General features: G+C 68.5%; 18 protein-coding genes and 2 pseudogenes. 10 read left to right on the top strand and 10 right to left on the bottom strand.

The genetic code is table 11. From position 1 onward, the window contains the following. Nucleotides 1-57: 57 nt before the first annotated feature. Together MFF01_RS12485 and MFF01_RS12480 are read right to left on the bottom strand one after the other, a co-directional pair. A complete protein-coding gene (locus tag MFF01_RS12485) occupies nucleotides 58-948 on the bottom strand; it encodes a LysR family transcriptional regulator (protein WP_238225756.1) in 891 nt (296 codons plus the stop codon). Nucleotides 949-1,161: 213 nt separating this feature from the next. Further along, nucleotides 1,162-1,302 (bottom strand): annotated as a pseudogene (locus tag MFF01_RS12480) (thioredoxin-disulfide reductase); the annotation flags it as partial. Nucleotides 1,303-1,590: 288 nt separating this feature from the next. Between MFF01_RS12480 and MFF01_RS12475 the strand changes: the two are divergent. From MFF01_RS12475 to MFF01_RS12455, 5 genes are all read left to right on the top strand, one after another. Then, nucleotides 1,591-1,842 carry a DUF2171 domain-containing protein gene (locus MFF01_RS12475; RefSeq protein WP_056378768.1) on the top strand — a complete coding sequence of 84 codons (252 nt, stop codon included), beginning with the start codon at nucleotides 1,591-1,593 and terminating at the stop codon, nucleotides 1,840-1,842. Nucleotides 1,843-1,985: 143 nt separating this feature from the next. Then, nucleotides 1,986-2,219 (top strand): hypothetical protein, encoded by a 234-nt coding sequence (locus MFF01_RS12470; RefSeq protein ID WP_082513829.1) that lies wholly within the window; start codon nucleotides 1,986-1,988, stop codon nucleotides 2,217-2,219. A gap of 65 nt (nucleotides 2,220-2,284) precedes the next feature. Next, nucleotides 2,285-2,647, top strand: a complete 363-nt coding sequence (locus tag MFF01_RS12465) for a hypothetical protein (protein WP_238225741.1) — start codon at nucleotides 2,285-2,287, stop codon at nucleotides 2,645-2,647. Between the two features lie 140 nt (nucleotides 2,648-2,787). Further along, on the top strand, nucleotides 2,788-4,197 hold the full coding sequence (locus MFF01_RS12460) for an efflux RND transporter periplasmic adaptor subunit (protein ID WP_238225739.1): 1,410 nt from the start codon (nucleotides 2,788-2,790) through the stop codon (nucleotides 4,195-4,197). A gap of 15 nt (nucleotides 4,198-4,212) precedes the next feature. Next, entirely contained in the window at nucleotides 4,213-7,458 is a 3,246-nt protein-coding gene (locus MFF01_RS12455) for an efflux RND transporter permease subunit (RefSeq protein WP_238225738.1), read from the top strand. A 219-nt stretch (nucleotides 7,459-7,677) separates the two neighbouring features. On the opposite strand, the gene MFF01_RS12450 is transcribed toward MFF01_RS12455, so the two are convergent. Beyond that, nucleotides 7,678-8,079 carry a MerR family transcriptional regulator gene (locus MFF01_RS12450; RefSeq protein ID WP_056378774.1) on the bottom strand — a complete coding sequence of 134 codons (402 nt, stop codon included), beginning with the start codon at nucleotides 8,077-8,079 and terminating at the stop codon, nucleotides 7,678-7,680. 99 nt (nucleotides 8,080-8,178) lie between these two features. Here MFF01_RS12450 and MFF01_RS12445 point away from each other — a divergent pair, with 99 nt between their 5' ends. Genes MFF01_RS12445 through MFF01_RS12435 form a run of 3 tightly spaced genes read left to right on the top strand, consistent with a single transcriptional unit; the run spans nucleotide 8,179 to nucleotide 12,036 of the window. Next, on the top strand, nucleotides 8,179-10,362 hold the full coding sequence (locus MFF01_RS12445; protein ID WP_238225737.1) for a heavy metal translocating P-type ATPase: 2,184 nt from the start codon (nucleotides 8,179-8,181) through the stop codon (nucleotides 10,360-10,362). Continuing rightward, complete coding sequence (gene lspA / locus MFF01_RS12440; RefSeq protein ID WP_373319744.1) at nucleotides 10,362-10,877, top strand: signal peptidase II; 516 nt, start codon at nucleotides 10,362-10,364, stop codon at nucleotides 10,875-10,877. The genes MFF01_RS12445 and lspA overlap by 1 nt, the downstream gene beginning before the upstream one ends. Before the next feature lie 40 nt (nucleotides 10,878-10,917). Beyond that, a complete protein-coding gene (locus MFF01_RS12435; protein ID WP_373319742.1) occupies nucleotides 10,918-12,036 on the top strand; it encodes a L,D-transpeptidase family protein in 1,119 nt (372 codons plus the stop codon). A 60-nt stretch (nucleotides 12,037-12,096) separates the two neighbouring features. Here MFF01_RS12435 and MFF01_RS12430 read toward each other — a convergent pair whose 3' ends face one another. Then, complete coding sequence (locus MFF01_RS12430; RefSeq protein WP_056378780.1) at nucleotides 12,097-13,191, bottom strand: HigA family addiction module antitoxin; 1,095 nt, start codon at nucleotides 13,189-13,191, stop codon at nucleotides 12,097-12,099. Nucleotides 13,192-13,209: 18 nt separating this feature from the next. Continuing rightward, entirely contained in the window at nucleotides 13,210-13,548 is a 339-nt protein-coding gene (locus tag MFF01_RS12425; protein WP_056378782.1) for a type II toxin-antitoxin system RelE/ParE family toxin, read from the bottom strand. 290 nt (nucleotides 13,549-13,838) lie between these two features. Between MFF01_RS12425 and MFF01_RS12420 the strand changes: the two genes are divergently transcribed. Then, on the top strand, nucleotides 13,839-14,105 hold the full coding sequence (locus MFF01_RS12420) for a hypothetical protein (RefSeq protein ID WP_156389530.1): 267 nt from the start codon (nucleotides 13,839-13,841) through the stop codon (nucleotides 14,103-14,105). Nucleotides 14,106-14,459: 354 nt separating this feature from the next. On the opposite strand, the pseudogene MFF01_RS12415 reads toward MFF01_RS12420, so the two are convergent. Together MFF01_RS12415 and MFF01_RS12410 are read right to left on the bottom strand one after the other, a co-directional pair. Then, nucleotides 14,460-15,230 (bottom strand): annotated as a pseudogene (locus MFF01_RS12415) (cobalamin-binding protein); the annotation flags it as partial. A gap of 166 nt (nucleotides 15,231-15,396) precedes the next feature. Next, nucleotides 15,397-17,793 (bottom strand): heavy metal translocating P-type ATPase, encoded by a 2,397-nt coding sequence (locus tag MFF01_RS12410; protein ID WP_283207184.1) that lies wholly within the window; start codon nucleotides 17,791-17,793, stop codon nucleotides 15,397-15,399. Nucleotides 17,794-17,870: 77 nt separating this feature from the next. Between MFF01_RS12410 and cueR the strand changes: the two genes are divergently transcribed. Beyond that, on the top strand, nucleotides 17,871-18,356 hold the full coding sequence (cueR, locus tag MFF01_RS12405) for a Cu(I)-responsive transcriptional regulator (RefSeq protein WP_238225753.1): 486 nt from the start codon (nucleotides 17,871-17,873) through the stop codon (nucleotides 18,354-18,356). On the opposite strand, the gene copM is transcribed toward cueR, so the two are convergent. The 3 genes from copM to MFF01_RS12390 all read right to left on the bottom strand — a co-directional run bounded on the left by copM (nucleotide 18,292) and on the right by MFF01_RS12390 (nucleotide 19,587). After that, nucleotides 18,292-18,723: a CopM family metallochaperone gene (copM, locus tag MFF01_RS12400; protein WP_056355092.1), complete on the bottom strand. Its 432-nt coding sequence runs from the start codon at nucleotides 18,721-18,723 to the stop codon at nucleotides 18,292-18,294. The two genes, cueR and copM, sit on opposite strands and share 65 nt — an antisense overlap. Before the next feature lie 97 nt (nucleotides 18,724-18,820). Beyond that, nucleotides 18,821-19,063: a hypothetical protein gene (locus MFF01_RS12395; protein WP_056355088.1), complete on the bottom strand. Its 243-nt coding sequence runs from the start codon at nucleotides 19,061-19,063 to the stop codon at nucleotides 18,821-18,823. Between the two features lie 158 nt (nucleotides 19,064-19,221). Further along, nucleotides 19,222-19,587 (bottom strand): hypothetical protein, encoded by a 366-nt coding sequence (locus tag MFF01_RS12390; protein WP_056378795.1) that lies wholly within the window; start codon nucleotides 19,585-19,587, stop codon nucleotides 19,222-19,224. Between the last annotated feature and the right edge of the window lie 25 nt (nucleotides 19,588-19,612).

The raw sequence follows: 19,612 nt of genomic DNA, 5'->3' as shown, positions 1-19,612 counted from the left end.
CCAGGAGAGGGGACCCGCGAGTCACCACATCACCAAACTGATGAGGCATAAACCGTATCAGTAGGTCCAGCGCTGCGCCTTGGCGACGAGGAAATCCCGGAACGCCTGGACGCGGGCCACTGTCCGCATCTCCTCGGCATAGACGAGATAGCTCTCCATGTGCGGCATCTCGCTGTCGCGCATCACCTGCACGAGGCCGGTGCCGCTCTCCACGGCGTAGTCCGGCAGGATGCCGATGCCCGCACTCGTCTCCATGGCCTGCTGCAGGGCGGAGATGTTGTTGACGGTGAAGTGGATCGGCCGACGCTCCTGACCCTCGCGTCCCACGGTGGCGAGCCAGTGGGTGGCGAGCAGGTAGGATGGTTCGTTGCCACCGAACGAGATCAGGCGATGGTTGTCGAGGTCGGCGATGCTTTTGGGCTCGCCGAAGCGCTTGACGTAATCGGCCGACGCGTAGGCGTGGTAATGCACCGTGAACAGCCGGCGCTGGATGAGATCCGGCTGTGCCGGGCGGCGCATGCGGATGGCGACGTCGGCCTCGCGCATGGCGAGATCGAGTTCCTCGTTGGTGAGGATCATCTCCACCCGCACGTCCGGGTAGAGATCGAGGAATTCGGCCACGCGCTGGGCGAGCCACGAGGTGCCCAGCCCCACCGTCGTCGTCACCTTGAGATCGCCGGACGGGCGCTCGCTCGTCTCCACGAGGCGGGCGCGGGTGTTCTCCAGGCGCTGCTTCATGTCGCGCGCCGCCCGGAACAGGAGATCGCCCTGCTCCGTCAGGATGAGGCCCCGGGCATGGCGGTGGAACAGGGGTGCCTTCAGCTCGCGTTCGAGGGCGCTGATCTGCCGGCTGACGGCCGATTGGCTCAGGCCGATATCGTCACCGGCTCGCGTGAAGCTTCCCGCCTCCGCGACGTTGAGGAAGATACGGATCTTGTCCCAGTCCAAGGCGTCCACTCCCGTACGCACCCCGAACGGATCCCGCGCGGCCATCGTCGGCCAGGAATCCGCCACGCCGGGCATGGGACGCGCGACCACGGTGTCGCGGTGTCGACGGCCCATGCGAGAAGCGCCGACGACCCATGCCGTCAGCGCTCACGTTAGGACTTCGATCTTGCGATTGTGTTGCCGTCCGGCGCAAGCGGCGGGCGGAAGAAAACGCTACTCGGCCGCAGCTTGCTGTGGGCTTTCGCCGACGTCGAGGGCCGCGATGAACTTCTCCGCGTCGAGGGCGGCCATGCAGCCCATGCCGGCCGCCGTGATCGCCTGACGGTAGACGTCGTCGGTGACGTCGCCGGCGGCTTCTCTAAACCAAAAAAGTTTGCGCATTCAAACCGTCAGCGTGCTCTTCGTGATCGAGAAAAAAGTGATATTGGCCCGAGGCTTAAATCTCCCATCGTGGCAAAAAAGGCCACGGGCCGCCGTTGCAGATTCAAACATGACCGTTAAGCTGTGTTCTGGCTCCATCGAGCAGTTGCCGCGAACGTACCTCCCCGGAGTTGTCTGAAACCATCCGAACCGCCCGGATGAATGCCGAACCATCGGCGTGGAGGACCGTTTGCAGGTCCTCGTTCACCGAGGAGAGCAGGCATGGTCAAGCCGACGGATATCGCGGAGCATATGGAAGTCCTGTCCGCAGACGGGCTCCATGTCGGAACGGTCGACCACATGGAGGGCGACCAGCTCATCAAGCTGACGCGGACGGACCCAGCCGCCCATGGTCGGCACCACCTGCTACCCTTGGCCTGGGTCGACCATGTCGACGAGCGCGTTCACCTCACGGCCACGGCCGCCGATGTCAGGGCCCAGTGGGAGGATGACGAGGGCACGGTCGGCAAGTGACCGCGCCTGGAGGCTCGGCGTCCGTGCCGACCCTGGATGCCCGGGCTTTCCAGTCCCGTCCGCCGAATGGGTGAACGGCGACTTCAGGCCTCATTCAAGTCTCCGGTGACATCCTGGTGCCATCACCTGCAGAGGAAAGAGCCATGCGAGCCCGCGTTCCAGCCCTACTCGCCGCGACCCTGATCCTCGCCCCCGCCGCGGCGTCCGCCCAGTATTACGGCGGCGACTTCGACAGGCGCGGCCGCGACGTCCATGTCGACCGCTACCACCACGGAGACCATGACGACATCGTCGTGCATCGCCATCGCCGCCACTACGAGGAGCGGCCGGTCTACTACGAGCGTCGTCACCACCACCACCACCATCACGACTATTGAGGCTTGCCCCCTTTCGCGGGCCATCCGGCATGTACGGGTGGCCCGGAATGGTTCATAAGGCGGCCATGAGCGCGGTATCCCCGATCAGGGCCTACGAGGCGATGCGCGGCTGGTGGGTGACCGCCGTCCGCGCGCTGTCGTTCGTCCTGGTCCTGGCGCTCGTCGTCCCCGGAGCCGTCCCGTCCGCCGAGGCCCAGCGGCTTCCCGGCACGGAAGCCTCGCTGTCGGCCTACACGGCACAGGCAACGTCGGGCCAGCCCGACGGCTGCCCAGCCTGCCACGCCACCTGCGGCTGCCACCTCGCGGTTACCTCGGAAGGTTCTGCCTGGCTCCCGTCCGCCGCGACCGGGCGTCCATCCTACGCCACTGTGGACGTGGCCCTCGCCTCCATTTCGTCCGGCAGGCTTCCAAGGCCCCCTCGCGCCTGAGGCGGGACCGCCACGCCCGTGGCGCGTGCCCGGCCGGCCCTCCCAGCGGAGGCCGGTCTGCAGACCAAGCGTGACAAGCAACGGACCTACCAGATCGCCCGACGCGGCGTCCGGGTCCCAGGTGAACGGCCCTCCTTCCCATGCGTGCATTCCTGTCCGTGGCCTTCCTGGCCCTCGGCATCGCCATCGGCGGTGCTTTCCCCCGCGTGTCCGAGACCGTGCAGGGGGCGCTGGCCGCAGCCGGCCTCTCGACCGCGGGCAAGACGCCGGCGACCCATGTGGCTTTGACCAGGCCACCGGCCTCCAAGGCGGATGATGACGACGACCAAGAGCACGCCAAGGGCGAGCCCAAGCCTGCCGGCGAGCCCAAGCCTGCCGGCGAGCGGAAGCATTCGGACGACGAAGGCAATCCCGAGCTCGGAGGCCACAAACACGCCGAGGGCGGGGCGCACGGCCACGACGAGGAGGGCGAGGGCAAGATCAGGATGACCGCCGAGCAGGCCGAGCGGCAGGACATCAAGCTGGCCAAGGTCGAGGGCGGCGTCCTCTCGCGTCACCTTCTCGTGCCCGGCACCATCGCCCAGGACGCCGACCGCATCGCCCGCGTGCCTGCGCGGGTCGCCGGCACCGTGGCGGAGATGCGCAAGCGCCTCGGCGAGGACGTCGCCAAGGGCGAGGTCGTCGCCGTCCTCGACAGCCGCGAGGTCGCCGAGGCAAAAAGCGACTTCCTCACCGCGACGGTCAAGGCGGACTTGGAGAAGACCAACTTCGACCGCCAGAAGGCTCTCTGGGACAAACGGATCTCGGCGGAATCGGCGTTCCTGAACGCGAGGGCCGCCTACTCCGAGGCAACCCTGCGCATCGACCTCTCCCGCCAGAAGCTGTCGGCCTTGGGGCTGAATGCGACCGAGGTCGCCGCCGCGGCCAAGAAGGACGAGACCACCCCGAACCTTTCGACCCTGCGCCGTTACGAACTGCGCTCGCCCCTCGCTGGTCGGATCGTGGAACGCAAGGTCGACGTCGGCACGAAGGTGGGCAGCGAGGGCGACCCTGCCGACGTCTACACGGTCGCCGACCTCTCCTCGCTGTGGATCGAGATTTCCGTTCCCACCACCGAGCTATCGAAGGTCCGCGAGGGAGCCAGGGTGACCATCGTCGGGGGCGAGGAGACCCCACGCCCCGAGGGCAAGGTCGTCTTCGTCAGCCCGATCCTCAACCCCGAGACGCGCTCGGCCCGGGTCATCGTCGCCCTGCCCAACAAGGACATGGCCTGGCGCCCGGGCACCTTCGTCACGACCGAGATCGAGATCGCACAGGACAAGGTCGAGGTTCGCCTGCCGAAGTCAGCCATCCAGACCATTGGGGCTGAGAAGGTCGTGTTCGTCCGGACCGAGGAGGGCTTCTCGAAGCGGGAGGTGACCATCGGGAAGGCGGACGACGACGCCTACGAGATCCTGTCCGGGCTGGAGCCCGGCGACGAGGTGGCGGTGGCCAACTCCTTCGTCCTCAAGGCCGAGCTCGGCAAGGCCGAAGCCGGCGACGACGACTGAGCGGAAGAAACGGTCATGATCTCCTCCGTACTCAACTTCTCCGTCCGGCAGCGTTACCTCGTGGTGCTCCTGTCGCTCCTGGCGGCCGGTTTCGGCGCGTTCTCGCTGACCAAACTGCCCATCGACGCCGTTCCCGACATCACCAACAACCAAGTTCAGATCAACACGACGGCGCCGTCCCTGAGCCCCTCGGACATCGAGCGGCAGGTCACGTTCGCCATCGAGACCTCGCTCGCGGGCATCAAGGGCCTGGAATACACCCGCTCGCTCTCCCGGAACGGGTTCTCCCAGGTCACCGCCGTCTTCTCGGAGGCGACCGACGTCTATTTCGCTCGCCAGCAGGTTAGCGAGCGCCTGCGGGAGGCCGAGGCCGCGATGCCGTCCGGGACCGAGCCGCGCATGGGGCCAATCTCCACGGGCCTCGGCGAGATCTACATGTGGTCGGTGCATTACGCGAAGCCCGGGGAGCGCAAGCTCGCCCGCGTGGGCAAGCCCGGTTGGCAATCCGACGGGAGCTACCTGACCCCCGAGGGCCAGAGGCTCTCAACGGAGCTCGAACGCACGGCCTACCTTCGAACGGTCCAGGACTGGATCATCCGTCCCCAGGTGAGGACCGTCCCGGGCGTGGCCGGCGTCGACGGCATCGGCGGCTTCGAGAAGCAGTACCACGTCCAGCCGGACCCGATGCGACTGACGGCCCTCGACCTGTCCTTCGCCGACATCGGCCGGGCGCTGGAGGCCAACAACGCCAACCAGGGCGCGCGCTACCTGGAAGACAACGGCGAGGGCTACGTCGTACGCGCCGCGGGGTGCCTTGAGAGCATGGAGGACATCGGTTCGGTCGTCGTGACCACGCGCGGCGGCGTGCCCGTGCGCATCTCCGACATCGCCGAGGTCCGCATCGGACGCGACCTACGAACCGGTTCGGGCAGCGAGGACGGGCAGGAGGTCGTCATCGGCACCGCCCTGATGCTCATCGGCGAGAACAGCCGTACCGTGGCCGCCGCCGTCAACGCCCGCATGGGCGAGATACGGCGCACGCTACCGCCCGGCGTCGAGGTCCGGACAGTCCTTAACCGCACCGTCCTCGTCGAGGCCACCATCCGGACGGTGGCGAAGAACCTGGCCGAGGGCGCCGCCCTCGTCATCGTCGTACTGTTCCTGCTGCTCGGCAACATCCGCGCGGCCATCGTCACGGCCCTGGTCATTCCGGTGGCGATGCTGATGACCATGACCGGCATGGTCCAGGCCCGCATCAGCGCCAACCTGATGAGCCTCGGCGCCCTCGACTTCGGCCTCATCGTCGACGGCGCCGTCATTATCGCGGAGAACGCCCTGAGGCACGTGGCCGAGAGGCAGGCCCAACTCGGGCGCAAGCTCGACCTGGATGAGCGCCTCGCCACCGTCCGGGCCTCGGCAGAGGAAATGATCAAGCCGTCCTTGTACGGGCAGGCCATCATCATCCTCGTCTACGTGCCGCTCCTGACCTTCACAGGGGTCGAGGGCAAGATGTTCGAGCCGATGGCGCTCACCGTCATCATCGCCCTGATCGCGGCCTTCGTCCTGTCGCTGACCTTCGTACCGGCGATGATCGCCATCGTCATCACCGGCAAGGTCACCGAGACCGACAACCTCTTCGTCCGTGCGATCAAGGCCGCCTATCGCCCGGTCCTCGGGGCCGCCCTGCGCGTGCCCATGCTGTTCGTTGCGGTCGCGCTCGTCCTGCTCGTGGGCGCCGGGTTCCTGTTCAAGGGGCTGGGCCAGGAGTTCATCCCGCAGCTCGACGAGAAGAGCATCGCGCTCAACGCCCAGCGCATCCCCTCGACCTCGCTGAGCCAGTCCCAGGCGATGCAGTTGAAGATCGAGCAAGCCATCGGACGATTCCCCCAGGTCGCCTACGTCTTCTCCAAGACCGGCACCGCGGAGGTGGCCTCGGACCCGATGCCGCCGAGCTCGTCGGACACCTTCGTCGTCCTCAAGCCGCAAGCCGAATGGCCAGACCCTGGCCTGCCGAAGGCCGAGCTGCAGGAGGAGATCGAGAAGGAATTGGGGGGGCTTGCAGGCAACGTCTACGAGTTCTCCCAGCCGATCCAGCTTCGTTTCAACGAACTCCTGGCCGGTACGCGAGGCGACCTCGCCGTGAAGGTCTTCGGGGACGAGCTTGGCCCGATGACCGCGGCCGCGAACCAGGTCGCCGCGATCCTGCGAGGTGTCGAGGGTGCCGATGACGTGAAGGTCGAGCAGACGGCAGGACTGCCGTTCCTGGACATCAAGATCAACAAGCGGGAAGCCGCGCGCCTCGGTTTGAGCACCTCGGCCATCCAGGAGGTCATCGGGGCGGCCATCGGCGGCCGCGAGTCCGGCGCCGTCTTCGAGGGCGACCGGCGCTTCCCCATCGTCGTGCGCCTGAACGACAAGGTGCGCGAGGACCGCGAGGCCCTGGAGAACATCCCGGTCCCGTTGCCTCCCGGGCCGAACGGGCGCACCGCGTCCGTTCTCCTGAAGCAGGTGGCGAGCTTCTCGGTGACGGAGGGCCCGAACCAAATCTCGCGGGAGAACGGGCGGCGTCGGGTCGTGGTCACCGCCAACGTGCGCGGTCGCGATATCGGCTCGCTCGTCGCCGAGGCACAGGCCAAGGTCGCGTCCGATATATCGCTACCCACCGGGTATTACGTGACCTGGGGCGGGCAGTTCGAAAACCTTGCTTCCGCCCGACAACGCCTGATGGTGGTCGTTCCCGTATGCTTCTTCCTGATCTTCCTGCTGCTGTTCTCGGCCCTGAACTCGGCCCGCGACGCCCTGCTGGTGTTCAGCGCCGTGCCCCTGGCGCTGACCGGCGGCATCGCGGCCCTGTGGCTGCGCGGGATGCCGTTCTCCGTGCCAGCTGCCGTCGGGTTCATCGCCCTGTCCGGGGTGGCGGTGCTTAACGGCCTGGTGATGCTGACGTACGTCAAGCAACTCATCGCCGAGGGTCGTCCGCGGCGCGAGGCCATCATGGAGGGCGCCATGACCCGGCTACGTCCGGTGGCGATGACCGCCCTGGTGGCGTCCCTCGGGTTCGTGCCGATGGCTTTGGCGACCGAAACCGGTGCCGAGATCCAGCGTCCCCTGGCGACCGTGGTCATCGGCGGCCTTATCTCGGCGACCCTGCTGACCCTCGTCGTCCTGCCGGCCCTCTATGCCAGGTTCGCCGGTGTGGTCGCCCCCGAAAGGAAGGATCGGCCCATGGCGGTCCAACCACATCTCCGCGCCGCCGAGTAGGAGGGACGGGATGAGCAAGAAGGTCGCCCGAACCATCCCCGACTGGGGCGGGGGCGCACGTCGCCGACGCCGCGTCAGGCCCCATGTCCGGCGGGCGGCCAGCCGGACTTTCGGACTGGCCCTCATCGCAATCCCGGCCTGCGTCTATCTGCTCTACTGCCTCTGCAACATCGGCGGGAAGACGCACTTCCACCTGATGCCGATGGCGCCGACCCATCCTCAGGACGGCTCGCCATGGGGGGACAAGGCTTCGATGATGCGACAGTCGGCGACCGAGCCACACCCGCACTGACCGATGACGTCGCGCAGTTCCTGGGCGAGCCGGGTCAGGTCGGAGAGCTTGCGCTCGACCTGGGCGAGATGAGAGCGGGCGATGGTGTCGACCTCGGCGCAGGATCGGTCTCTGTCATCGGCGAGGGCTAGCAGCTCCCGGATCTGATCGACCGTGAAGCCCAGATCCCGCCCACGCCGGATGAAGCTCAGGCGGCGTAGGTGCTCACGACCGTAAAGACGGTAGTTGCCCGCCGACCGGGCCGGGGCCGGCAGGAGCTTGACCTTCTCGTACCAGCGAACCGTCTCGACGCTTGTATCGGTCGCCGCAGCGAGGTCGCCGATGGTCATGGGGGATGCGTTCGCCACGGCCTTGACCCTGTAGTTGCTACAGGGTGCATATAGGTCGTCCCACCGCCTGGCGCGACGCCCGGGCCGACGGAGCGTGCCATGCCTGGGACAGGAACCATCGAGGATATCCCCACAGCCGCCGCCCTGCGCTACCGCGTGAAGGGCATGGATTGCCCAAGCTGCGCGTCCAAGATCGAGACGGCCGTGACCCGGCTGCCGGGCGTCGGGGACGTACGCGTGAACTACACGGCCCAGGTCCTCGACCTCACCCTCAACGAGGCCGCCACGCCCCGGGCGGTCCTGGAGGAGAGGATCACCGGGCTTGGTTACGGCGTCGCCACTCTACCCACGGCCGCGGACCTTGCACGCGCGCACGCGACCGGGGCCGAGATCCCCGCCATTGAGGACGAGAAGGCGGAGCCGCCGGTCTGGCGAAGTCGCAAGGGGCTGCTCGCCCTGGCCATCGCAATCCTGTTCGCCTTGGGCTTCCTGATCGACCGGGTCCGTCCGGAGTTGGTCGGCGAGTACGCCTACTGGCCCGGCGCGCTCCTTGGGCTCGCCTTCTACGGACGCCGGGCCATCGCCGCGGCGCGCAACGGCTCGCCGTTCTCCATCGAGATGCTGATGTCGGTCGCGACCGTCGGGGCTCTGGCCATCCATGCCGCGGAGGAAGCCGCTGTCGTGGTCCTCCTCTTCACCGTCGGCGAGATGCTCGAAGGCTTCGCGGCTGGCCGGTCCCGGGCCGGCATCAAGGCGCTGGTTGGACTGGTGCCGAAGACGGCGCGCCTCATCGAGGAGGACGGCGTCGTGCGCGAGGTACCGGCCGCCGCCTTGCTGATCGGCCAGACCGTGCTGGTCCGTCCCGGCGACCGGGTCCCCGCCGACGGCGAGGTCACGGACGGCTCATCGAGCCTCGACGAGTCCCCCATCACGGGTGAATCCGTGCCCCGGCCGAAGGAGGTCGGCGACGCGGTCTACGCCGGCAGCGTCAACGCGGACGGTGCCCTGCAGGTCAGGGTCACCCGGATGCCGTCCGACAACACCGTCGCCCGCATCCTCCACATGGTCGAGGAGGCGCAGGCGTCGAAGTCGCCAACCGCCCGGTTCATCGATCGCTTCAGCGCCGTATACACCCCGGTCGCCTTTGCCATCGCCGCCCTGGCGGCGCTCGGTCCACCGCTGCTGCTTGGAGCCGACTGGGGCACCTGGATCTATCGCGGGCTAGCGCTGCTTCTCATCGCCTGCCCCTGCGCCCTGGTGCTCTCGACCCCCGCAGCCATCGCCTCCGGGCTGGCAGCCGGGGCGCGTCGCGGACTCCTGGTGAAGGGCGGCGCGGCCTTGGAGACCATCGGACGGGTGCGCACAGTCGCCTTCGACAAGACCGGGACGCTGACGGTCGGGCGTCCGCTCGTTACGGACGTGTTGCCGTTCGTCACGGGCATGACGGATCGCTCCCTGCTCGGGCTGGCGGCGGCGGTCGAGGCGGGTTCGAGCCACCCCATCGCCCGTGCGCTCCTCGAACGCGCGGAGGCGGACGGCATCCCCCTTCGGCCCGTCCGCGACGCTCGCGCGGTACCCGGCAAGGCGGTCCAGGCAACTGTCGCCGGACGCACAATCGCGGTGGCATCCCCACGCCACGCCGCGACGCTGGCCAGTCTCTCGCCGGAAGTGGAAGCGACGGTGCAGGCCCTGGAGGAGGCGGGCAAGACCGCCGTCATCGTGGTCCGGGACGGCGAGGCCCTCGGCGCCATCGCGGTCCGCGACGAGCCTCGTCAGGACGCGGCCGTCGGCATCGCGTCCCTGCGCCGCCTCGGCGTTGAGTGCGTGATGCTGACGGGCGACAACCGCCGCACCGGCGAAGCCATCGCCAGGGGCCTCGGGCTTTCCGTCCGGGCCGATCTCCTGCCCGCGGACAAGCTTGCGGAGGTGGGGGCTTTAAAGGAGATGGGTACCGTCGCCATGGTCGGCGACGGCATCAACGACGCCCCCGCGCTTGCCGCAGCCAACGTCGGCATCGCCATGGGCGGCGGCACCGACGCGGCGCTGGAGACGGCCGATGCCGCTGTCCTCAACGACCGGGTGGCCGACGTGGCGGCGCTCGTGGCTCTCTCCCGGGCGACGCTAGGCAACATTCACCAGAACGTGGCCATTTCGCTCGGTCTGAAGGCGGTGTTCCTCGTGACCACGCTTGCGGGCGTCACTGGGCTTTGGCCGGCCATCCTGGCGGATACCGGCGCGACCGTCCTGGTGACGGCCAACGCGCTCCGCCTCCTGAGGGCATGATGGGGTCCCGACCGCACGGACGGGCCCGCAGGGTCGCGATGGTAGGGGCGGTCCTGGTGACCGCCGCGGTCATCGACCTCGTTGCTAAGGCGGCCGCCGAGGCCTGGCTCGACGAGGGTAGTGTCCAGGGCTTCCTGCCCTTCGTCGACCTGACCTTGTCGTTCAACCACGGCATCAGCTTCAGCCTATTCCCGGCACGCGATCCATCGTCCTTGACCCTTCTCCTCGGCATCCAGGGCACGCTCACCTGCCTCATTGCCGTCTGGGCGGTGGCGGCAGGAAGCGGGCTCGAACGCCTCGGGCTCGCCTCGATGGCCGGCGGCGCCGCGGGAAATCTCATCGACCGGTTCGTGGACGGGGCCGTCACCGACTACCTCGACCTGCACACGGGCGGCATGCGCTGGTTCACCTTCAACCTGGCGGATGCCTGGATCTCCCTGGGCGTCGTCCTGCTGCTCGTCGACGGCTTCCGAGCGCGCCGGCGGCATTCAGATGCCGGGGGATTGACCTCATGATGGCCTCGATCCCGCCGAACCGTGGCCACGGCAACCCGTCATGCCCCTCCCGGGCCCAGGCTCGGACACCGATACCGTCGAGGCCGACATGCTGAAGAAGATCATGCTTGGGTTGGCGCTCCTGCTGGCGCTGTCCGCCTGCCAGGACGGACGGTACGCAGGCTCGACACGTCACCTCGCGCCCATCCCGCCGGCGACCCTGGCCTTGATGTCGGCCGAGGGAGCGTCTCCCGCCGACCCGATCCTGATGCGGGCCTACAAGAAGGAGTCCGAGATCGAGCTCTGGAAGCGCCGAGCGGACGGCAGGTACGCCTTGCTGAAGATGTATCCGATGTGCCGTTGGTCCGGCCAGCTCGGACCCAAGACCCGGGAGGGCGACCGCCAGGCCCCCGAGGGCTTCTACGCGATCACGCCGGAGTCCATGAACCCGAATTCCAGCCTCTACCTCTCGTTTAACCTCGGCTACCCGAACGCGTACGACCGCTCCCTGGGACGCACCGGTACGCATCTGATGGTCCACGGCTCCTGCTCGTCCCAGGGCTGCTTCGCGATGACGGACGAGGCGATCTCGGAGCTCTATGCCGTGGTTCGCGAGGCGTTCGCCGGCGGGCAGCGTGCCGTCCAGTTCCAGTCTTACCCGTTCCGCATGACCCCGGAGAACCTGGCCCGACATCGGGCGGACCCGAACATGGCCTTCTGGAAGAACATCAAGGAAGGCGCCGACCGGTTCGAGGTCACGAAGGCCGAACCGGTCGTCGAGGTATCGGGCGGGCGCTACGTCTTCGATGCGAGCGGCGACGGCTCCACCGCCGACGCGGTCGCACGGAAGCAGGCGGACGACGAGCGGCAGGTCGCTGCCCTGGTGGCGAACGGAACGCCGGCCGTCCGCCTGGTGTACGAGGACGGCGGTCAGCACCGGGCATTCCGCGAGACCATGACGGCGGCCGGATACGGTCTTGGCGAGGTGAGCCGCCCCGAAGCCCTGGCGGCAGGGCCGCGCGAAGTCGCGATGCCCGCTCAGGGGCCGGGCGCCACCGTCGGAAAGCGTGAGCCAGTGCGGAGCACGGCGGCACCCAAGCTTCCGGGGACCGGCGTGACGGAGGCGGAACGTCGGCGCCTGCTTGGGACCTTCGCCGCGGCTGGGGACGGGCGGAAGTGATGCAACGGTCGGGGACAGGCGACGACATGACCGAGGGGCCTCGCTGATGCCCCGCGTTCGTCAGGCCGCGGCGACCTCGTCCGCCCATCCCAGGCGCGCCTTGAGGTCGTTCATGTGGCTGAAGGGAACGACGCGACGATGCTGCAGCATCCCGAGCACGATGCCCGGATGAAGCCCGACCTCGTCGGCGAATGCCACGACCTCCTGCTTGGCCCTGGGGCACGTGGTGGCGAAGGCGGCGATCCGCTCGCGTCCGACCAGCATCTCCTCGGCCCAGGCATCCGCCTCGGCCTCGACGTCGTCGCCCTCGCCGTTGTGGTCATCGACGAAGTTCTTCCCGCGATGCAGGGTGATGTGCGCCGCCTCGTGGAAGAAGGTCCACCAGAAATGGTCGTTGGTCTTCATGCGAAGCGACATCTGGATCAGGGGACGCTCGTCGTTCAGCCACCGCGCCGAGCCGAAGACACACGTTTTGCTCAGGGGCTTCTGGAACACCAGCGCGACGCCGGACGCGTGGCAGATCTCCCTGAGGCGCGGCTCGAAGGTCTCGGCGCGGTGCACGGTGAGCGAACGGATCTCGGCGCATCCCTGCACGAACCGCCGGGGATCGTAGGCCGGCAGGCTGAGCCGGCGCGCCTGCTCCTCGCCCAGCATCAGCCAACAAAGCATGTGGTGCGGCGAGCTCGTGCCCGTCCGCGCCTTGCGGTGGTGCACGGCCAGTGACCCAAGCTTCGCCTCATAGGCATGAGGGCTCCCGATCCCGAGGAGGCCGAGCAACCCGTCCATGATCCTCCCGGGGTCACTGGTCTGGGGAAGGCGTCCGCAGGTCTTCAGCTCCCGGACGGGGAACCCCTTCAGCCACTCGGCCTCTCGCCCAGCCGCCTCCTGCTCTCTTTGACGGGCCTGGAACAGGTCCCAGTTCGCCTGGAGGCCGGTCCAGATGTAGGCCTTGAGGCCGAGCACATGCTCCAGCTTGAGCGCGGTCTCGGGGGTGACCGGGTTCGAGCCGTTGATGATCGTGCTCACGAGCTTGGGCGTCATGTCGGCGATGCGGGCGAACTCCGCCTGGGACCAGCCGCGCTCCTGGATGTACTCATCGAGGTGTTCGCCGGGATGGGTCGCCCACTGCGGGGTCCAGGCTTCCTGCGTCGTCATCCCCGTGGTCTCCGCCGTTCAGTTGCCGTGGTAGTCGACGATTTCGATGATCTCGACCGCCGTGACCTGCCCGGTGTCGAGCCCGCCGTCAGGCCGGCATGGCACCGGGTCGTGGTCGGGCACGAAGACGATACGCCAGTTGTCCTTGATCGTGACCGAGAGTTGGCCGTTCCGGTTACCGCCGAGTTGATGCCGGTGGTCGGGGGGCCCCGTCGGGACGTCCGCGAGGCAGGCCGCCTGCCCGAGGATGTCCAGCCGCCTCCGTATCTGTTTCGCCCTGTCCCCGTAGGCCTTGGCCATCTGCCTCGGGTCCGACAGGTCCTTGTTCAGCCGCTTAACCCGGAAACGGATCTGCATCGCACCAATCCGTTACCCGCAAGTTAATGCTCCGCACTCCGTTACCCAATAGGTAACACGGTCGCAGACGTGTGGCGAATCCTTCCGTCGACGTTGGCGCCCTGCCATTGGACGCCCCATGCGAGTACGTCTGCGGGACAAGCCTTCGTTATCCACGGCGAGGGGCAGGCTGCGCACTCACGGAACCCTCCTTAGAGGGGGGCCGTTCTTCGTCGCTCCCCGAGACCAACCCGATCCCGGCATCGGAACGGTGCCGGAACGGGCCAACGACAATCAACGAGGAAGCACCCATGAGGAAGTCACTATTCGCCGTCGCAGCCCTGGCCGCGCTCGGCGCCCTCGGCATTGCCGCACCGGCAGCGGCCGCCCCCGGCCTGGTCGGGGCCGTCGATGCCTCCACCAATATCGTCGACGTCCGCATGGACGACACGCAGGGTCAGCGCGGCCGTCACGGAATGCGGGGCCACCGTCACATGCGCGGTCACATGATGCGCCACCATCATCACCGTGGGCACATGATGCGTCACGGCCACGGCCATCGCCACCACCGCATGTGACCGCGAGGGGTCCTTCGGGGCCCCTCCTCGTTTCCGACGCCCCTCAGCTTGAAGGTTGGGCGCCTTTCAGGAGGGCCTCGTCGTACCGTTCAACGCGACCCTCGCCACTTCCGTCCTCCGGTAGCCGTCGTGGCGCGTGCGTCCAAGCGGGTCCGAATGCACCCTTCGTATCCACCCCCGCCGGACCAGCACCTCCAGCGAGCGCGCATCCAGGCGAGTGGCCTCGATCCAGCCCTCGTCCGGGACCTTGAGAAGCTGCGCGCGGTGCCCGTCGGTGAGACGCCAGGGCGTGGCGGCGGCAAGCCCTGCGCCCGGTGACGGCGGCGAAGGGCTGACATCCAGGAGCGGGTGGTCCAGTGCCTGCAGGATCGCGTCCAGGCCGTCCGTCAGCGCCGCCGGTCCGGGCTGCAGGATCAGGGGCGACTTGATCTCGATGATGCGCCCCTGCGCAACGGCGGGGATGGCCGACCAGCCCGGGCGCCCGGCGATGCGGGAGGGCACGACCTTCTTCCCGCACCAGGACGCCAGGATGACCTCGGGCGAGGCCGCCAGCACCGCCTCGGCCGTCACGATGCGGTCCTTGGCGGCCGCCTGTCGGGCAAGGTCCGGGAACACGTCGTCGCCGCCGGCGATGCCCACGAGCTCGGAGACCCAGCCGATGCCGGAGATGAGTGGCTCGTCCCATTCCTCGAAGTACACCCGGGGACGCGGCCGTTCCCTGGCCTGCTCCGCCACGCTCGCGAGTCTGGCCTCGTAGCCGTGGACCAACGCCTCCGCCTTGTCGCGGGCGTCGACGAGCGCCCCGACGGTGCGGATCATGGCGAGGATGCCAGCGACGTCGCGATGATTGAAGGCATGCACGGCGACGCCAGCCCGAACCAAATCGGCGACGATGCCGGCCTGCAAGTCGGAGAAAGTCAGAACCAGGTCGGGGTCGAGGGCGAGAACCTTCGGGATATCCGCGCTGGCGAAGGCCGAGACCCGCGGCTTCTCGCGGCGGACCTGCGGCGGCCGGACGGCATAGCCGGATACGCCGACGATGCGGTCCTGCTCGCCGAGCAGGTACAGGGTCTCGACCGTTTCCTCGGTCAGGCAGACGATGCGGGCGGGAGGGAAGCGGCGCATGACAGTGCATAGCCTCCTTGGGACTTACCCGAGAACCAATCCCCCACTGGGCCACGACGGTCAGGCATCGGTCCGGCGCTCCCACGGAGTCTTGGGCCGCTCGATGATCCTCAGCCTCACTTCGGTGTCCCTTACCTTTCGCGGCAATCCACCGCCACGAGAATCCCTACAGCCGCACAGCACGCAGCCGCAGGGCGTTCCCGATGACGCTGACCGAGGAGAGCGCCATCGCCGCGGCCGCGATGACCGGCGACAACAGGATGCCGAGGAACGGGTAGAGCACTCCGGCCGCCACCGGTACGCCCGCGGCGTTGTAGATGAAGGCGAAGAACAGGTTCTGGCGGATGTTGCCCATCACCGCCCGCGACAGGCGCCGTGCCCGCACGATGCCCATGAGGTCGCCCTTGAGCAGCGTGAGCCCGGCACTCTCGATGGCCACGTCGGTCCCGGTCCCCATGGCGATGCCGACGTCCGCCGCGGCAAGCGCCGGGGCATCGTTTACGCCATCGCCCGCCATCGCCACCACCTGACCCGCCGCCTTGTGCCGCGCGACCACGGCGGCCTTTTGGTCGGGCAGCACCTCCGCCTCGACCTCCTCGATGCCGAGCCGGCGCGCCACCGCCTCGGCGGTGGTCCGGTTGTCGCCCGTGAGCATGACGACACGGATGCCCTCGGCCCGGAGCGCGGCCAGGGCTTCCGCGGTCGTCGCCTTGACCGGATCGGCGATGGCGAGGACGCCGGCGATGCGTCCGTCGACGCCGGCGAAGATCGCCGTCGCCCCGTCCCGCCTCTGGTCGTCGGCCTCCGTCGCGTAGGCGGAGACGTCCACGCCCTGCTCGCGCAGGAAGGTCGCGTTGCCGAGCGCCACACGCCGCCCCTCGATGGTGCCAAGCGCGCCCTTGCCGGTCGGGCTGTCGAAGTCGGTGACCGGGGCGAGGGCCAGCCCCCGCTTCTCGGCGGCCGCCACGACCGCGACCGCCAAGGGGTGTTCGCTTGCGCGCTCCACGCTAGCCGAAAGCCGCAGGACCTCCGCCTCGTCGAATCCCGCCGCGGGCACGATCCGGGTGACCGTGGGCTTGCCCTCGGTCAAGGTGCCGGTCTTGTCGACCACGAGGGTGGTGACCCGCTCCATCCGCTCCAGCGCCTCGGCGTTCTTCACGAGCACCCCGGCCCCGGCGCCCCGGCCGACGCCGACCATGATGGACATCGGGGTGGCGAGCCCGAGCGCGCAGGGGCAGGCGATGATGAGGACGGCCACGGCGGCCAGGAGGGCGAAGGTGAAGCGCGGCTCGGGGCCGAACGCCATCCAGGCGACGAAGGCCAGCAGCGCCACGCCGATGACGGCGGGCACGAACCAGCCCGCCACCCGGTCCGCGAGGCGCTGGATGGGGGCCCGGCTGCGCTGCGCCTCGGCCACCATCTGGACGATGCGGGCCAGCATGGTGTCCCTTCCGACCTTGGTCGCCTCGACGACGAGCGAGCCGGACTGGTTGAGGCTGCCGCCGATGACAGCGGCGCCGGCCTCCTTCGTGACCGGCATCGCCTCCCCGGTCACGAGGCTCTCGTCGACCGAGCTTCGACCCTCGCTCACGGTTCCGTCGACCGGTACCTTCTCGCCCGGGCGCACCCGCAGGCGGTCGCCGACGCGGATGTCCTCCAGGCGAACCTCGTCGTCGGTACCGTCCGGATGAAGGCGCCGGGCGGTCTTCGGCGCCAGGTCGAGGAGCGCCCTGAGGGCGCCGCCGGTGCTCTCGCGCGCCCGCAGTTCCAGGACCTGGCCGAGGAGCACCAGCACGGTGATGACGGCCGCCGCCTCGAAGTAGGCCGGCACCGCCCCGCCGTGACCGCGCAGCGCCTCGGGGAACAGGCCGGGAGCGACGGTGGCGACGACGCTGTAAGCCCAGGCCACCCCGGTCCCGAGGGCGACGAGGGTGAACATGTTGAGGTTGCGCGAGCGCACGGAGTGCAGGGCCCGCACGAAGAAGGGCCAGCCGGCCCAGAGCACGACCGGCGTCGCGAGCGCGAACTGTATCCAGTTCGAGGCCTGCTGGCCGAGCCGCTCGGTCAGGCCGAAAAGATGGCCGCCCATCTCCAGCACGAAGACCGGAAGCGTCAGGACGAGCCCGACCCGGAACCGGCGCGTCATGTCGACGAGCTCCTCGCTCGGGCCAGCGTCCGCGCCGACCATGGCCGGCTCCAACCCCATGCCGCAGATCGGGCAGGCGCCGGGGCCCACCTGGCGCACCTCCGGATGCATCGGGCAGGTGTAGATCGTGCCTTCGGGTACGGGATCGGACTTCGCGGCGGCTTGGGCCGGGTCGATGTACCGAACCGGATCGGCCTCGAACTTCGTTCGGCAGCCTGTCGAGCAGAAGTAGTACGGGTGCCCGGCATGCTCGGCCCGATGCTTCGCCCTGTGAGGGTCGACCGTCATCCCACAGACGGGATCCTTGACTGTCCCGGCGCCGGCGGGCGGCTCGACCTGATGGCCATGCGCGTGGTCATGCCCGGCATGGGCACCGTGGGGGTCTGCATGGTCGTTCGCTGCGGTGCCGTGGATCATGATCGTGTTCCCGTTCGTCGATGTTGCCTATCGGTGTGCGCCTTCCCATCATGGGAAGGTCAACCATGGGGATCGTCATGAACATCGGGCAGGCGGCGGACGCATCGGGGGTCTCAGCCAAGATGATCCGCCATTACGAGAGCATCGGCTTGGTGCCCCAGGCCGACCGCCGGGACAGCGGCTACCGCGACTACGACCCGGAGGACGTGCACCGGCTCAGCTTCGTCCGCCGGGCTCGGGACCTCGGCTTCCCGTTGGAACGCATCCGGGTCCTTCTGGGATTGTGGGGCGATCCCACACGCAGCAGCGCCGAGGTGAAGGCCCTCGCTTTGACCCACATCGAGGAACTCGAAGAGAAGGCCCGCCACCTTCAGGAAATGGCGGACGTCCTTCGTGGTCTGGCCGACGCCTGCGACGGGGACGGACGACCCCACTGCCCGATCATCGAGGGACTGGAGGCCGGATCCGTGCCGGCCTCCAGCCCCTCGGGTGAACGGCCTATTTCGCGTTCTTCTTCAACCAGCCTTCCATCTCGCCGATCTCCTTCTCCTGGTCGTCGATGATCTTCTGGGCCATCGCCTTGGTCTCGGGGTCCTTGGCGTGCTTCAGGGCCACCTTGGCCATGGCCACCGCGCCCTTGTGGTGCGGGATCATGTGGGTGCGGAAATCCACGTCCGGGTTGCCGGTGTAGGGCACGTGCATGTCGTGCATCATCGCCATGTCGGCGGCCTTGAAGTCCTTGGTCGAGGCCGGGTCCTTCGGGTCCGGCTTCATGTCGTTGATCATCTTCATCATGTCTTCGTCATGCGACGCCTTCGGGTCGCCGGGCATCTCGTGCCCGCCGTGGGAATGGGTCGACTGGGCGAGGCTCGGCCCAGCCGTTCCGAGGCCGAGCAGCGCGGCCAGTGCAATCGTGCCGATGGTCTTCATGGTCGTTTCCATTCCTACGTGACGTAACTTGGTGGTGGGGCAGTGGGAGCCCTGCGCCCTGGACGGACGCATGAGGGTTCCCGGTCCGCGCGGCCGATCAGCGGTTCCGGGAAGGCTTGGAGGCCGATCCATCGGGATGGGCGTGGTCCATGCGTTCACCCGACCCCGTCGAACCCGTCTCGCCGGGGCGCGCGTCGTGGGCCGGCCCACCCGAGGTGCCACCACGGTTCGGCGTCGGCTGGGTCTGCTGCTCGGCGTTGGCATTGCCCTGGTCGTCGGCGAGGGCCGGGGTGGCCGCCGAGAGGGCGATCAGCAGGGCGGCGGCGGTCATGGTCTTCATGGCTTCGGTCTCCTTGGTTCGTCGTGTTGGACAGGCCGGCAAAGCGTTTTCCGGCCGGTGGCTCGAACAGGAGGGACAGCCTTCGGCGGTCCTCCTGCATCCCTGCACGGGATCGGTCGGTCCCCTCCGGCCCGCGTCCGGGGCCGGAGGGCCGTTGGTCAGTTGAACTTGCCGCTCGTCGTCGCGCCGTCCGGGGCGGTGAGCTGGACGGCGCCCTTCGGGCTATCGCCGAGCACCACGGACGCCTTGCCCGAGAGGCGGTTGCCGTCGGCCGGTTCGAGGGGCACCCGAGCCGGCTTGCCGCCGACGACAAGGATGGCGGTGCCCTTGAAGCCGGTCGCCGGCACCGGCTTCTGGCTTCCGTCCGAGACGAACACGTCGACGGTCTCGCCCTTGGCGACGAGCTCGACGTGGTACTTGCCGGCGTCCGTCACCCGGCCGCCGTGCTGGCCGGACACCTCGTGCGCGTGGACCGGCAGGGCGAGCAGCACGCCCGCCATCAGGGCCATTCTCCAGGGAATCATCGGGTTTCTCCTTTTTGGGTGGGGG

Origin of the sequence: Methylobacterium adhaesivum, from assembly GCF_022179065.1 — a bacterium.
Lineage (GTDB): Bacteria > Pseudomonadota > Alphaproteobacteria > Rhizobiales > Beijerinckiaceae > Methylobacterium > Methylobacterium adhaesivum.
Note: the sequence above shows the minus strand (reverse complement) of the source record. Positions and strands in the feature narration are given on the sequence as shown.